At 41.5% G+C, this 13729-nt stretch carries 10 protein-coding genes, 19 tRNA genes and 1 rRNA gene; 3 read left to right on the top strand and 27 right to left on the bottom strand.

Annotation, left to right across the window (positions count from 1 at the left end; translation table 11 throughout):
• Positions 1–72: 72 nt before the first annotated feature.
• A complete protein-coding gene (gene pepF, locus QOW94_RS03965; protein WP_283678901.1) occupies positions 73–1887 on the bottom strand; it encodes an oligoendopeptidase F in 1815 nt (604 codons plus the stop codon).
• A 49-nt stretch (positions 1888–1936) separates the two neighbouring features.
• Positions 1937–3040, bottom strand: coding sequence for a competence protein CoiA (locus tag QOW94_RS03970; RefSeq protein WP_283678902.1), 1104 nt, complete (start codon positions 3038–3040; stop codon positions 1937–1939).
• A gap of 104 nt (positions 3041–3144) precedes the next feature.
• Here QOW94_RS03970 and QOW94_RS03975 point away from each other — a divergent pair, with 104 nt between their 5' ends.
• Positions 3145–4611 carry a gamma-glutamylcysteine synthetase gene (locus tag QOW94_RS03975; RefSeq protein ID WP_283678903.1) on the top strand — a complete coding sequence of 489 codons (1467 nt, stop codon included), beginning with the start codon at positions 3145–3147 and terminating at the stop codon, positions 4609–4611.
• 67 nt (positions 4612–4678) lie between these two features.
• On the opposite strand, the gene QOW94_RS03980 is transcribed toward QOW94_RS03975, so the two are convergent.
• The 3 genes from QOW94_RS03980 to QOW94_RS03990 all read right to left on the bottom strand — a co-directional run bounded on the left by QOW94_RS03980 (position 4679) and on the right by QOW94_RS03990 (position 6710).
• The gene (locus tag QOW94_RS03980) at positions 4679–5344 is read right to left on the bottom strand and encodes an adaptor protein MecA (protein WP_283678904.1); all 666 of its coding nucleotides are present in this window, start codon (positions 5342–5344) and stop codon (positions 4679–4681) included.
• A 115-nt stretch (positions 5345–5459) separates the two neighbouring features.
• Positions 5460–5858 (bottom strand): transcriptional regulator Spx, encoded by a 399-nt coding sequence (gene spx, locus QOW94_RS03985; RefSeq protein ID WP_283678905.1) that lies wholly within the window; start codon positions 5856–5858, stop codon positions 5460–5462.
• A gap of 111 nt (positions 5859–5969) precedes the next feature.
• Positions 5970–6710, bottom strand: a complete 741-nt coding sequence (locus tag QOW94_RS03990; protein WP_283678907.1) for an MBL fold metallo-hydrolase — start codon at positions 6708–6710, stop codon at positions 5970–5972.
• Positions 6711–6828: 118 nt separating this feature from the next.
• On the opposite strand from QOW94_RS03990, the gene QOW94_RS03995 reads away from it, so the two are divergent.
• Positions 6829–7314, top strand: coding sequence for a monooxygenase (locus QOW94_RS03995; protein ID WP_283678908.1), 486 nt, complete (start codon positions 6829–6831; stop codon positions 7312–7314).
• A 252-nt stretch (positions 7315–7566) separates the two neighbouring features.
• Entirely contained in the window at positions 7567–9186 is a 1620-nt protein-coding gene (locus tag QOW94_RS04000; RefSeq protein WP_283678909.1) for a peptide ABC transporter substrate-binding protein, read from the top strand.
• Between the two features lie 63 nt (positions 9187–9249).
• On the opposite strand, the gene QOW94_RS04005 is transcribed toward QOW94_RS04000, so the two are convergent.
• The 22 genes from QOW94_RS04005 to rrf all read right to left on the bottom strand — a co-directional run bounded on the left by QOW94_RS04005 (position 9250) and on the right by rrf (position 13698).
• Complete coding sequence (locus tag QOW94_RS04005; protein ID WP_283678911.1) at positions 9250–9669, bottom strand: OsmC family protein; 420 nt, start codon at positions 9667–9669, stop codon at positions 9250–9252.
• A 66-nt stretch (positions 9670–9735) separates the two neighbouring features.
• The gene (locus tag QOW94_RS04010; protein WP_283678912.1) at positions 9736–11784 is read right to left on the bottom strand and encodes a copper-translocating P-type ATPase; all 2049 of its coding nucleotides are present in this window, start codon (positions 11782–11784) and stop codon (positions 9736–9738) included.
• 109 nt (positions 11785–11893) lie between these two features.
• A tRNA-Asp gene (locus QOW94_RS04015) sits at positions 11894–11968 on the bottom strand.
• A gap of 4 nt (positions 11969–11972) precedes the next feature.
• A tRNA-Met gene (locus QOW94_RS04020) sits at positions 11973–12046 on the bottom strand.
• Positions 12047–12071: 25 nt separating this feature from the next.
• Positions 12072–12143: transfer RNA gene (locus QOW94_RS04025), tRNA-Glu, on the bottom strand.
• 9 nt (positions 12144–12152) lie between these two features.
• Positions 12153–12240: transfer RNA gene (locus QOW94_RS04030), tRNA-Ser, on the bottom strand.
• Positions 12241–12246: 6 nt separating this feature from the next.
• A tRNA-Ile gene (locus tag QOW94_RS04035) sits at positions 12247–12320 on the bottom strand.
• Positions 12321–12333: 13 nt separating this feature from the next.
• A tRNA-Gly gene (locus QOW94_RS04040) sits at positions 12334–12404 on the bottom strand.
• A 22-nt stretch (positions 12405–12426) separates the two neighbouring features.
• Positions 12427–12499, bottom strand: a tRNA-Phe gene (locus QOW94_RS04045).
• A gap of 5 nt (positions 12500–12504) precedes the next feature.
• A tRNA-Asp gene (locus tag QOW94_RS04050) sits at positions 12505–12579 on the bottom strand.
• A 7-nt stretch (positions 12580–12586) separates the two neighbouring features.
• Positions 12587–12660, bottom strand: a tRNA-Met gene (locus QOW94_RS04055).
• Between the two features lie 8 nt (positions 12661–12668).
• Positions 12669–12758 (bottom strand) — tRNA-Ser (locus QOW94_RS04060).
• Positions 12759–12799: 41 nt separating this feature from the next.
• Positions 12800–12873 (bottom strand) — tRNA-Ile (locus QOW94_RS04065).
• A gap of 10 nt (positions 12874–12883) precedes the next feature.
• Positions 12884–12957 (bottom strand) — tRNA-Met (locus QOW94_RS04070).
• 34 nt (positions 12958–12991) lie between these two features.
• Positions 12992–13065: transfer RNA gene (locus QOW94_RS04075), tRNA-Pro, on the bottom strand.
• Between the two features lie 4 nt (positions 13066–13069).
• Positions 13070–13143 (bottom strand) — tRNA-Arg (locus QOW94_RS04080).
• A 6-nt stretch (positions 13144–13149) separates the two neighbouring features.
• A tRNA-Leu gene (locus QOW94_RS04085) sits at positions 13150–13235 on the bottom strand.
• A 6-nt stretch (positions 13236–13241) separates the two neighbouring features.
• Positions 13242–13313: transfer RNA gene (locus tag QOW94_RS04090), tRNA-Gly, on the bottom strand.
• A 4-nt stretch (positions 13314–13317) separates the two neighbouring features.
• Positions 13318–13390: transfer RNA gene (locus QOW94_RS04095), tRNA-Thr, on the bottom strand.
• A gap of 34 nt (positions 13391–13424) precedes the next feature.
• Positions 13425–13497 (bottom strand) — tRNA-Lys (locus QOW94_RS04100).
• A gap of 5 nt (positions 13498–13502) precedes the next feature.
• Positions 13503–13575 (bottom strand) — tRNA-Val (locus tag QOW94_RS04105).
• A gap of 6 nt (positions 13576–13581) precedes the next feature.
• Positions 13582–13698: ribosomal RNA gene (rrf, locus tag QOW94_RS04110) — 5S ribosomal RNA — on the bottom strand.
• Positions 13699–13729 lie beyond the last annotated feature (31 nt).

The raw sequence follows: 13729 nt of genomic DNA on the forward strand, positions 1-13729 counted from the left end.
GGCCAAAAAACCCACTATATACATAAGAAGCGGCGCCCCATTCTGTTAAGGGTCGCCGCTTTTGGATATTATTTAGTTATTTTCAAATAACTGTTCAAATTGAGTTAATCTCTTTTCAAACACTGCAAATGCTTTGTTCAAGTAATCCGGCTTCGTCATGTCGACGCCCGCCCGTTTCATAACTTCAACAGGAACGTCTGAACTCCCAGCCTTCAAGAAGCCAAGATAATTGTCAACGTCTTGCTGGGTCCCATTAAGAATCTTATCACTAAGAGTTGATGCCGCCGCAAATCCAGTTGAATATTGATATACATAGTAATTGTAGTAGAAGTGAGGAATTCTTGACCATTCTAAGGCAATTTCTGGATCAGAGATAACGCCATCACCATAGTACTTCTCATTGAGTTGTCTATAAAACTCGTTTAAATGATTGGCCGTCAAAGGGACTCCCTTGGCATCTTCTTCATGAATAAACTGTTCAAATTCAGCAAATTGAGTTTGACGGAAAACAGTTCCCTTAAAACCATCGAGATAGTAATTGAGGATATGTTTCTTTAGCTCGGGATCTGTGTTGGGATCATCAAGTAAATAGCTAGTCAGAATATTTTCGTTAGTCGTCGATGCAATTTCCGCCACGAAAATTGAATAGTCACCATAAACGTAAGGTTGATTATGGTGGGAGTAATAACTGTGCATACTATGACCAGTTTCATGAATCAAGGTATACAAGTTATCTAGGTTATCCTTCCAGTTTAGAAGGATGAATGGGTTGGTATCATATGTTCCGGATGAGTATCCCCCACTACGCTTATACTTACTTTCAACAACGTCGATCCAACGGCCATTGAACTCTTCTTTAACGTGAGAAACGTAGTCATCACCTAATACTTTAAGCGCATCAAGTGAAATGTTCTTTGATTCTTCAAACGTATATCGAGGTGACTGGTCTCCAACTAACGACGTGTACAAGTCGTACATGTGCATTTCATCCAAGCCCAGAATTTTCTTTCTGAGGTTTACATATCGATGAAGTAAATCAAGATGGTCATTTACTCCTTTAATTAAGTTAGTATAAACTTCACTTGGAATCTCATTGTTTGATAATGCCGCTGACAACGCATCGTCATAGTGCCGAAGATTTGCGTTAAAGTTATGGGTCTTAACGTTGGTTGTTAACGTTGATGCCAGCGTGTGTTGGAACTGACCATACACTTCATATAACTTTTGAAAAGCTTGTTTTCTAACACTTTGATCCTTTGATTCAAGTAGAACACTATAAACTCCCTCAGATAATTCCATCTTCTCGCCGTTTTCATCTTCAACGACTGGGAATTTAAGGTCGGTATTATTCAGTAATCCGAATGTCTTTTCACCGGAACTAAAGATATCTGACGAAAGGGACAAAACCGATTCAACTTCATTACTTAAAATATGATCACGTTTCGACAAAATTTGATCGAATGCTCGCTTATAAAGCTTTAGCTTGGGTTCGTCATCATAGAATTGATTGATTTTATTTTCTTCAACTGATAACAATTCCGGCTCAAAAAATGAGGTTGCTGATGACAACTTAGCAGCCAAATTTCCCATTCGGGCGTTCATCCCCTGATACTTATCATCACTAGTATCCTGGTCATTCTTCAATTGACTATATACATATGCCTTTTCTAATTTTCTAAAATCAGCATATATTCTTTCAGTAGCTGTGAGCAGGCTACCTGCACTCTCACCAAGAGTCCCTTTAAGCGACTCAACATCACTAGCTTCCCTTTCGAGCTCATTAAAGTCTTGTTCGAATTGAGAATCATCTTGATAAACGGTAGTTAAATCCCAGGTTAACTCAGGATCAACATCCTTACGTAATGGTAATTCTTTTACGTCTGCCATAATACCCTCCTTAAAAACTAAGTTAGTAATAACTTACCACATAATCGGACTACTGGCTTAACGCATTACGTTTTTCATCAAAACTTCTAAACCATTTCGGAGAACATTCTAACTTTATCCCATCAATTGTGTATTTAAGAAATCCAAAATCCCTTAAATCGGTGATGAACTCCTGAAGATTAAGTCGGTATAGCATTTGATAATTTTTTATTTGCGAGAAGTGAAATCCATCCTCAGCAATTATCTCTTTTACTAGCTCATCAAGCGCCAGATTCGTTGTTACTTGACTATCACTATCAATTAGATTGATTAAGACCCTAACTCGATTTGAAAGCTCCGTATGGCGGTATAATGGCAAGTTATATCGGGCTGGCGAATGACAAATAATAGGGCAACCCATTAAGTTTAGATGGTGAGCATAGCATAAGTTGATTAAACCAAGGTATGTTTGGTTTTTCATGACCACATTTCGATATAGTTGTTCAGCTTGTTTACGAATCAACCAGTGACTTCGTTCAGGCAAAGCTGTCCTTGCTGATTCGAATCTATCACAAAATCTGATCAATTTCTCAAGCTCACCAAACGTGGCCGTCTGCCAACACAAATTGCCAGCGAATTCCTGAATGTTGTGGCGAACCACGAACCTGTCACTACGGTCAGAGTAATAGATCAGATACATCCCTAAATTGGGTTTATACCTGGCAAATTTAGCAACAACTGATTTACATAGTTTCTTTACCAAATACGGATCACCTAAAATCCAAATCACGCTCAGATTTTCACCACGATAATCCCCGCTTCGCTGATCAACACTTTCCTGAGAAACCTCACTGCACTGATACTCAATTACTAAATGATTACCTGGGATATAAATATCCGCTCGTTGACCAGTAGTGCTAAAGACCCGTTCGGTTTCGGCAGCCCTACCTATCTCTGAAAAGGCGGCAGCAATTCGCATTTTACCAGCGTAATGCTGGTCACTTTCATTTTCCAAATTCATCGTGCTTAAATTAGCAATATGGCTGAAGTATGCTGCCTTTTTATTGCCCCGATTATATCGAACTGGTTTGCCACACTCAGGACAATAAAACTCACCACTACCATCAACATCGGCCGCATTAATAAGTTGGCCTCCTTTTTGCGCAATTAACACTTAAATCACCTCACTTAATTAGTTCCGCAAATTAAGGTCAAAACTGTTAATTTTTTTGTTTTTAGTTATAATTATTGGTAAACGAAAACGAGTGGGGGATTCTCATGATTGAGAACATTCTTGATAATATTAAAGCACTTGGCCTCGAAAAAGACTTAAGGGAAAGTTTGATTGGTGTCGAAGTTGAAGAACACCGGTTATTAGAAAGTGGTACCCTGAGTAAGTATCCCTATCCAACCGAATTAGGCTCCCGCTTATTTCACCCTTACCTACAATCAGACTTCGCCGAATCTCAAAATGAAATCATATCTGATGCCCATTCTCGTGTTCATAACACAGCTGTTCAGCTGAACGCCATTCAGAATGTTTTGTGCGACCACTTAAAAAAAGACGAAGTTATTTGGCCACTGAGCATGCCACCAATTTTATCTGCCAGTGACATAAAGTTTATTGATGACAATTTTTATCGCCCGGCCTACGCTAAATACCGAGATTACCTAACTGATAAGTATGGTATCCCTAAAAAAATCATTACCGGTGTCCATATTAATTTCAGTGTTTCCAAGCCTTTTTTGGAAAGCTTATTCAGCGCTTATCAACCAGAGTATTCTGATTTCACTGCGTTTAAAAACGATTTTTACTTCCAGCTAATTCAAAACTTTGTGTTGCACCGTTATGTCCTGACATATTTATTCGGTGCCAGTCCAATCTTTGAGCAAGGTTTTTTAACCCATAAATCTGAACTTACTCACCCAGTTAGGAGTATCCGTAATAGTAGCCTTGGGTATGTCAATAATCCAGAAGATAAGGTCAACGTTGGCGTTTATTCCAGCATGGATCATCTAATCAGTGCCCTTGAAGACGCAATTGAAACTCACCGATTATACTCACCAGCTGAGTTTTACGGCCCCGTTAGAATGCGTGGCCAAAACCACTTCACTGAATATCCTAAAAAAGGTATCAATTATTTGGAATTCCGCGTTTTTGACAACGATCCCTTCGATGCAAACGGGGTTAGTGCCGAAACGATGGCCTTTGTCAAAAAATGGCTAGCCTATTTGATCACATTACCAGTCAACGAATCGACAATTTCGGCGGACCTCAAGCAATCATTTTCTTACAACGATAAGGTTGCCCTCGAAGATCCAAATAGTCATTCAGCCTTGGAGGAAAGAATGCGAGCTATCTTCGAAGACTTTCTCCAAACTGGTACCAAACTCGGATTTGATTCGAGGGAGCTTGCGCTAATCAATAAAATGAATGACCGAGTAGCCAATCCGGCTTCAACCCCAGCTGCTAAGCTAGCTTCCCACATAAAAAATGATAGTTTAGTAGAATATGCGACTAAGCTTGCCAAACAACACAAACAATTGCGAAAAGAAAAAAACATTGACCGGTTTGGATTACCAGCCAATGTTCAATCGTTTATTAAAAATTGTATTCGTGATGGAGTTTCATATCAAATCCTTGAAGATAGCCAGTTAGGACTGAAGTATCAAGACAAGAAGTTGGTTGTTAAGTATGAAGATTTGACCCCAACCATAGTGTTGGAACCCGTCAAATTGTTTTAACAGAAGCCTCTTACTTATAAATAAACGGTAGTGAGTCCAAACTGGACTCGCTACCGTTTATTTGTACCTACCTAAAATAGTGTCGCGCTAATTCTAACGCACTATTTTCCATCACTAAACTACCATATTCGTTGATAACATCTTCAGTTACTGACGACTTGCTTCCGTATTCATACGCAATTGCAATTTCATCAGAAACAGTAATATCAACTGGATCGCTACTATAGAGCGTTAATTTCAAATAGTATTTATCTTTGTAAAGGTACAGGTCAGATGTCCCATTTTCTAGCCTAAGCGCCTTAGCTAAATTGATAAAATCATCAAGTTTGGCAAATTCAAAAATCACAGTGTGTTTTTGATGGCCAAACTCATCAGATTCGCTCACGTGGCTTTCAGTCGTTTCTTTTGGATGATTATCAACGTATTTTGACACGTGGTCACGTTTTTTATCGCCATTGTCATCATGCTCTGAAATCAAATCATCATCATTAAGCTCGACATCTTTACTAATAAATAATTCGAGACCGTTCTTGTTTGGGAGAACCTGAAACGTAACGGCGTCGTTATTTTGAAATTGGTGGTCTTCATCAACTTCTTCTAGAATGCTATAAAAGAAGCTTTCGATTTGCTTGTGGTTACCCAGCAAATCCAAAACAGTGATGCCTCTCTTATCTAGATCATCGTTACCAATGAGAACCCGAATAGTATTCTCGTTAATCCGTTCCATTTCCATGTTAGCCACCCCTTTTCGGATCTGAGGTCAATTGGTATTAATATATTGTACCACTAATACCTGTCATGTAAATGATACGGCTAATTCATTTTTTGTGCAATTAATCAACTCATGGTTACTGAGCATTCTCAATCATTTGAGCTAATGCAACCTTGCGAATATGGCGAGGTAAGAAGCGCCGAATTTCATCATCATTAAACCCAATTTGTAATCGCTTGTTATCGACCATGATTGGTCGTCTGATCATTTCAGGATGGCTTGATAGCAAGTCTAACAACTCATCAATCGTCATATCAGCTAACTTATCACGGTATTGGTTGAACGCAAATGACCTAGTTGAGATCAAACCTTCTGTGCCTTCCTCTGAAAGAATCAAAATCTTCTTCAATTCATCTTTAGTCAATGGGTTAGCAAAAATATTTCTTTCACGATAAGGAACTTGGTTTTCGTCTAACCAACTTTTGGCTTTCCGGCATGATGTACAACTTGGTGTGGTATAAAATTCAACTGTCATATTAATTTCCCCTTATGATTTAGATTATGAGTAAATTATATTTGGGAAAACAATCTGAATGGTGATTTTCACAAAAGGTTCACACTTTTTACTAAAAAGTTAGTTTTATTTTCATATTTCGATTTCAAGATGGGTACTTGCTACTTCAACCGGCACGTTTTCTGGAAGTTCTCGCTGGGCTTCATAAATCAGCTGATTCATGTCGCCCTTTGCGGGCAAATGAGTCATTAACAAGCTCTTGACCTTAGCATCCCTCGCCAACTTGCCACTCTCAGCTGAAGTCATGTGCCATTTTTGTCCCTGTTTGTCAGCAAAGAAGTTAGTATCCGTCATCAATAAGTCAGCATCCTGGCAAAATCCAGTTATATCCTCAAAGTATCTGGTATCCGCTGTAAAGACAAGAACCTTGCCAGTGGCTTTTTCAACAATTCGGGTGGCAAAGGCAGGAACTGGATGTTCCGTTTTTGAAAAGGTAATTGAAAACGGTCCTAGATCAAGGACTCCACTAGGATCATAAGCCACCTTTTGTGTCGAATTTGGCCAATCAAGCGAATTGAAATGCTCCTGATCAAGCGTGTGACCATAAATCGGTAAGACATCCTTATTTGGCCGCTCTGGGTGCAATTGCCAGTAGTATTGTAATACTCCGACGTCCGCAATATGATCATTGTGATAGTGCGTCAATAAGACTGCGTCAAGGCTTAAAGGATCTACCACCTGTTCTAAACTTAGGAGAGCCCCACTCCCACAATCCACCAATAATTTAAATCCAGCTGATTCAATTAGATAACTACTGGTCCCGTCTCCGTGATCGGGAAAACCACCTAAGTATCCTAAAACCGTTAATTTCATAGTTAGCCTCCTCAAATTTCCTATGTATTCATGGTAGCTCAAAATGAGCTTAAATATTTGGTTATTCATAAATTTAACAATATAATTGAAGTTGAAAGTGAAATTGGAGGTGGTTTGGATGATTAGAGAAATTGCAGTTACGTTCGGAAGTGAGGACGTAATCAACCGGATCAAGGAGAAATACCCAGACAAAAAATTACAGACCTACACATCACTAAACAACGAGAACCACGTAATGATGTTGGATTATTCAGGAGAAATGTCAGTTTTCGAATCACCGGTTCAGTATGAAGTGCTAAGTCATATCGGCACTGATTTATGGCAGGGATTTATTAGTTTTATAACCCTTGATTTAGACGCTGATCAGCAGAAAATTTTCGATGCTCGGGTCAATAAGCTTATGAGTGATATCCTTCCAAACGGAATGAAGTCCATGTACTCAATGAACGCTCATCATAATATTAATGAGCGGGTACTACTAACAACTTGGGACTCTGCATCCGAATATGAACTTTGGCGTAAGGATAACAACCTATTGATGCCAGAGATATATAAGAACACCCCTAGTTTTTCGAGCCATGAAGCGACTTATCGGGCAGTTTAATTTTTGGGTAAAGGCGTCGTCCAGTCCTGCTGGTTATTGCGTGTAGCAAGGATTTGGATGAAAGCAATAAAGTAACGATAATTTCAAAAAATGAAATTATCGCTATTTTTTTAATTTACCTAGTTATCCTCTTGTTTATGTAATTAAAGCATGCTTAATAAGCCGAACTATTTTTTGTTGTGAGCAACATTACTGCATTATAGCGATAATACCGTTAAAATTAATTTATCAATGTTGGATGAGGAGATAATCATGAAAAAAACAATCCTAATCGCCGCTGCCACCGTCACTGTCGGGGTTGCTTTGGCAGCATGCAGCCAGAGAGGGTCTGAACCGGCAGGTAAAAAGCAGGAGATCACCCTAATGCAGACCGGTAACCTAACTACGCTTGACAGTTCCCGCGATGCTACTCTCCCTGAGTTTAATACTCTGCAAAACACCAGTGAGGGCCTCTATAAACTAAACAAAAAGAATCAGCCAACTCCCGCAATGGCCACAAAGATAGTAAAGCCAACCAACGGCGGTAAAACCTATACGTTTAATATTAGAAAAGATGCAAAATGGAGTAACGGCCAGGACGTCACGGCTACTGATTTTGTGACAGCTTGGCGACGAGCAGTTAATCCAAAGCTAGAACCTGTATACAGTTACGTTTTCTCAGGGATTAAGAACGCTGACAAGGTTGCAGCTGGGAAACTCCCCGTTTCTAAACTGGGAATCAAAGCGCTTGGAAAACACAAGTTGCAGATTGATTTAGACGCCCCAATGCCCGCCTTCAATCAGTTAGTGACAATGCCCGTATTTCTCCCGCAAAATACAGCAATGGTTAAAAAAACGGGCAACAAGTTTGCTTCAAGTGACAAAACGTTTGTGTCGAACGGACCATTCAAAGTCGCTGGTTGGACTGGAGTTAATGACAGTTACAAACTAACCCGCAATAAGTATTATTACGATAAGCACCAAATCAAACTTAGCCAAATCAACTACCGAATCGTTAAGGACTCTAACACTGCTAAATCATTGTTTAGCCAAAACAAACTGGATGACGCAACATTAACTGGTGTTGTTGCCCGGGGCTCAGCCAAAGACAAGGACGCGATCCATGTTAAACGAGCATGGACATACTACCTTCAATTGAACCAACGGAAAAATGCTCCCTTGAAAAACCAGAAGTTAAGACAAGCAATCAACTTAGCAATCAATAAAGATACCATTGCTGATAAAATTCTGGCGGATGGTTCTAAGGTGGCATCAAGTTTCGTTTCTCCCGGGGTTGCAACTGATCCAACTACCGGCAAAGATTTTAGTGCCGAAATGCAGACAAGTACCAAAGCTAATGCTAAGAAAGCTAGGCAACTGTGGAAGACTGGCTTAGAGGAAACCGGTAAAAATAAAATTCAACTGAGAATGGTTGGTGACGACCAAGAAATAACTAAGGAAATTGCCCAATACATTCAAAGCCAACTCGAACGAAAGCTACCTGGTCTTGAAGTTTCAATTCAGAACTTACCAGATAAGGGCCTTCAAAATAAAAAGACAGATGGTGATTTTGATATTAGTCAGTGGTATTGGTTGGCCGATTACGCTGATCCAATTAACTACTTCGGGGTCTTTACCAAGGGATCCCCAATGAATTCCGGTCAGTATTATGACAAGAAATACCAGCAAATCATCAATCAAGCCAAAACGAACGCTAAGAGTGAAAAATCTTACTGGCGCGACATGCGAAATGCCGAGAAACGATTACAGGACACCACCGCAATGGTTCCCCTCTACTACGTTAGTGAAACTCACTTAGTCAATCCAAAACTCAAAGGCGTAATGTATCACGTTGCAGGTGAACATGATTACACTCGCGCTTATATCAAGTAACAAAAAAGGACCAAGTTCTCAACCGAGAGCTTGATCCTTTTTAACTATCCATTCATTTTCAGTTTATTCCGCAAACTCAATATCCATTGGAACCGAGCCTTCTAGTGAAGCATGAACGGTACATTTTCTAACAACTTCATTCATAAAAAAGTGTTGATCCTCAGCAGACAGATTAGTTTCTGCCGTCAACTTGATTGTCATGTGAGTCACCTTTGAACTACCGTCTTGGTAATGGGCAGTCTCTCCAGTCACATCAACTTTAAACTTTTTAATCGTTAAGTCAGGTTCACTATTCTCAATATCTCTCGCAGTAACACTCATACAGCTTCCAACTGCCCCGAGTAAGTACTGCACTGGGTTGGGGGCAGCATCCGTTCCCTTGGCAACCGCTGGCTCATCGGCTAAGTATGAATGGCCACCCGTTTGGTTCATTACTTGAGTTCCCAAAGGACGGAGAGTTGAATGGACAATATATTTTCCCATTTCAAACACCCTTTCTTTCTAAATGATAATGTATATTTTAACTCATTTTGACTGTTTTGCCACCAATTAAACCTTGAGGGTTAAAGCATTAAGGGCAACGACAACGGTACTCAATGACATCAACACAGCTCCGACCATTGGGTTTAGCAGAATCCCGATTGGGGCTAGTATTCCAGCAGCTAGTGGTAATGCGATGATATTATATCCAGCTCCCCACCAAAGGTTCTGAATCATTTTCCGACTAGTTTTAATTGCTAATTCAATAAAATCAATGATGTTCTGTGGATTGCTATTGACCAAAACAACGTCAGCGGAATCAATTGCAACGTCAGTCCCAGAACCGATTGCTACTGCTACATCCGCTCTGCTCAGACTTGGCGCATCATTCACACCATCGCCAACAAACGCCGTAACTCCTCGCTTTTGAAATTCCATTACCATTTTTTCCTTATCTTCTGGTAACAATTGCGCCCGAACATCTTTAATCCCCAATTTATTAGCAACTTGATCCGCAATTTTTTGGTTATCTCCAGTCAACATAACCGGCGTAATGCCTTGTTGAAGCAAGTAATCAACCAATTTCTTTGAGGCCGGCTTGATTTTGTCTCCCTCAGCAATTGCCCCGATTGGTTCTTCATTATCAAGAAGGAAACTAACGCTACTGCCTCCACCTGCTAACTCATCAAACAATTGTCTATCATATTCAAGGTTATGGCTTTCAAAATACTGAACTGAAACTAGCTTGTACTCATGACCGTTATACTTGCCAGCAACTCCGTAACCAGGAATTTGCTGAATATTATCCATTTTGATTTGACTAAGACCACTTTCATCAAACGCGGCTAGCACACCCTTGGCCAACGGATGGCTGGACGTTTCTTCGAGACCGGCAGATAATTGAAGAATTTCGTCGTCTGTGTAATTATCGCTCATACTCCGATGTTCATTTAGTTTAAACTGTCCTTCAGTTAAGGTTCCAGTCTTATCCATCAATACATATTTGACCTTTTTGGTCACTTCAAGGGCCCGTGAGCTTCTGATGAGGAGGCCGTGTTTAGCGGCAATTCCTGTTGATCTAGAGATAACTAACGGAATGGCCAAGCCTAATGCGTGGGGACATGCAATAATCAAAACGGTGACGGCAATTGGTAAGGCTTTGTTCAGACCACCTATTACGACCCAGACAACAAACGCCACGATAGCAATTGTTAAAGCTGCGTAGAATAAGTATCCTGCAACCTTATCAGCCAACGTTTGCGCATTTGACTTACTCTCAGATGCATTAGCTACTAGCCTTTGAACCTTGTTCAAATAACTGTCCTCGCCGATGTGATCAACCCGGTACTCGATCGTCCCATCGTTATTAATTGATCCTCCTATTACTTGACTTCCAATTGTCTTTGAAATTGCCTGCGACTCACCCGTTACTAACGCCTCGTTAATTGTCGTTTCGCCGCTTACAATTGTACCGTCCGCAGGAATTGATTCACCAGACCTAACTTGAACAATATCACCTGTTACTAACTCTTGAAGTTTTGCTTCTACAAAAGAACCGTTTCTTTTAACTCTCGCAGTATCTGGCAACAATTTTGCCAAGGAATCAACAGCGGAGCCTGCAGAATCAATTGATTTCATTTCGATGATATGACCAATCAACATGATATCAATCAACGTCGCCAGTTCCCAGAAAAATTCATCAACTTTAGGGGTGATCCCCATCAAGTCATTTGAAATAACAGCGTACACACTGTACCCGTACGCTACAGTAATTCCCATTGTGATTAACGCCATCATTCCAGGCCGTTTATTCATTAGTTCACCTTTAGCACCGCTAAAGAATGGCTGACCACCATAAAAATACAGGATACTTCCAATTACGAACAAAACAATTGGTGAACCTGGGAAACGAATCGTCGCGTAGTGCATACCGGCCATAGAAGATAAGAGTAAAACTGGCACAGTTAAAATTAGAGAAATCCACAATTTGCGATACAATTCACCCATATCCATCATCATATGGTGGCTAGAGTTCATGTGTTCATCTTCACTATGCATGTCGTGAGAATTAGACATGTGGTGATTCATTTCGTGCATTTGATTATTTTCTTGTTTCATATTATTACCCCCAATGCATCATGATTCTTAAATTATTCTCTTATTACGTTTGCAATTGTAAACGTTAATGCCAAAAAAAACAAGCTATAACACTATAGCTTGTAACCTACGGTCCGTACGAGACTCGAACTCGTGATCTCCTGCGTGACAGGCAGGCGTCCTAAACCAACTAGACCAACGGACCATGATTGCGGGAGCTGGATTTGAACCAACGACCTTCGGGTTATGGGCCCGACGAGCTACCAGACTGCTCCATCCCGCGATAATATATATAATGTAAATCAAAATGACCCGTACGGGATTTGAACCCATGTTACCGCCGTGAAAGGGCGGTGTCTTAACCACTTGACCAACGGGTCATAAAAAAACGGAGAAGGAGAGATTCGAACTCTCGCGCCGCTTACGCGACCTACACCCTTAGCAGGGGCGCCTCTTCAGCCACTTGAGTACTTCTCCAAAAGATGGGCCTAAATGGACTCGAACCATCGACCTCACGCTTATCAGGCGTGCGCTCTAACCAGCTGAGCTATAGGCCCATTTACCAGAAAAAGCGGGTGACGAGAATCGAACTCGCGACAACAGCTTGGAAGGCTGTGGTTTTACCACTAAACTACACCCGCATAATAAAATATTCAATTAAAGTGGCGCGGGACAGAATCGAACTGCCGACACATGGAGCTTCAATCCATTGCTCTACCGACTGAGCTACCGAGCCAAAACCGGTCCGTACGAGACTCGAACTCGTGATCTCCTGCGTGACAGGCAGGCGTCCTAAACCAACTAGACCAACGGACCAATGTAATTGCGGGAGCTGGATTTGAACCAACGACCTTCGGGTTATGAGCCCGACGAGCTACCAGACTGCTCCATCCCGCGATAATAAAAGGAGGATGAGAGATTCGAACTCTCGCGTGGTTTGACCCACCTGACGGTTTTCAAGACCGTTCCCTTCAGCCAGACTTGGGTAATCCTCCAAAATAAATATAAAAATGAACATCAACAAAGGTTGAGTCAATGGACCTTGTAGGACTCGAACCTACGACCGGACGGTTATGAGCCGTCTGCTCTAACCAACTGAGCTAAAGGTCCAAGACCTATATCGCGGCAGGGGGGATCGAACCCTCGACCTCCCGGGTATGAACCGGACGCTCTAGCCAGCTGAGCTACACCGCGATGATGATAATGTGATGATAGCGTTAGCTATCAATCGGGAAGACAGGATTCGAACCTGCGACCCCCTGGTCCCAAACCAGGTGCTCTACCAAGCTGAGCTACTTCCCGAGAATGCACCCAGTAGGAGTCGAACCTACAACCTTCTGATTCGTAGTCAGACACTCTATCCAGTTGCGCTATGGGTGCATAATATGCCGAGGACCGGGATCGAACCGGTACGGTCATCACTGACCGCAGGATTTTAAGTCCTGTGCGTCTGCCAATTCCGCCACCCCGGCATAACAAGCGGAAGACGGGATTCGAACCCGCGACCCCCACCATGGCAAGGTGATGTTCTACCACTGAACTACTTCCGCAAAATGCCGACTAGAAGATTCGAACTTCCGACCCCCTGTTTACAAGACAGGTGCTCTGCCAACTGAGCTAAGTCGGCATAATAAATATTATGCGCTTAATATTTAATTGTATGAGCCGTGGCAGTCTCGAACTGCCGACCCTCTGATTAAAAGTCAGATGCTCTACCAACTGAGCTAACGGCTCAATGATGGAGGATACAGGAATCGAACCTGTGACCTCCTGCTTGTAAGGCAGATGCTCTCCCAGCTGAGCTAATCCTCCAAAATCGCGTGGCAACGTCCTACCCTTGCAGGGGGCGATCCCCCAACTACTATCGGCGTGCAAAAGCTTAACTTCTGTGTTCGGCATGGGAACAGGTGTATCCTTTTGGCTATCGCCACCACACTATATTCATAAGAGAACTTCGTTCTCTCAA

The organism is Lentilactobacillus sp. Marseille-Q4993 (assembly GCF_951230165.1).
Lineage (GTDB): Bacteria > Bacillota > Bacilli > Lactobacillales > Lactobacillaceae > Lentilactobacillus.

Excerpts from the sequence above, each read along its gene's own strand:
- pepF (WP_283678901.1), bottom strand. The coding sequence starts at position 1,887 with ATGGCAGACGTAAAAGAATTACCATTACGTAAGGATGTTGATCCTGAG.
- QOW94_RS03975 (WP_283678903.1), top strand. The coding sequence starts at position 3,145 with ATGATTGAGAACATTCTTGATAATATTAAAGCACTTGGCCTCGAAAAA.
- QOW94_RS03980 (WP_283678904.1), bottom strand. The coding sequence starts at position 5,344 with ATGGAAATGGAACGGATTAACGAGAATACTATTCGGGTTCTCATTGGT.
- spx (WP_283678905.1), bottom strand. The coding sequence starts at position 5,858 with ATGACAGTTGAATTTTATACCACACCAAGTTGTACATCATGCCGGAAA.
- QOW94_RS03990 (WP_283678907.1), bottom strand. The coding sequence starts at position 6,710 with ATGAAATTAACGGTTTTAGGATACTTAGGTGGTTTTCCCGATCACGGA.
- QOW94_RS03995 (WP_283678908.1), top strand. The coding sequence starts at position 6,829 with ATGATTAGAGAAATTGCAGTTACGTTCGGAAGTGAGGACGTAATCAAC.
- QOW94_RS04000 (WP_283678909.1), top strand. The coding sequence starts at position 7,567 with ATGAAAAAAACAATCCTAATCGCCGCTGCCACCGTCACTGTCGGGGTT.
- QOW94_RS04005 (WP_283678911.1), bottom strand. The coding sequence starts at position 9,669 with ATGGGAAAATATATTGTCCATTCAACTCTCCGTCCTTTGGGAACTCAA.
- QOW94_RS04010 (WP_283678912.1), bottom strand. The coding sequence starts at position 11,784 with ATGAAACAAGAAAATAATCAAATGCACGAAATGAATCACCACATGTCT.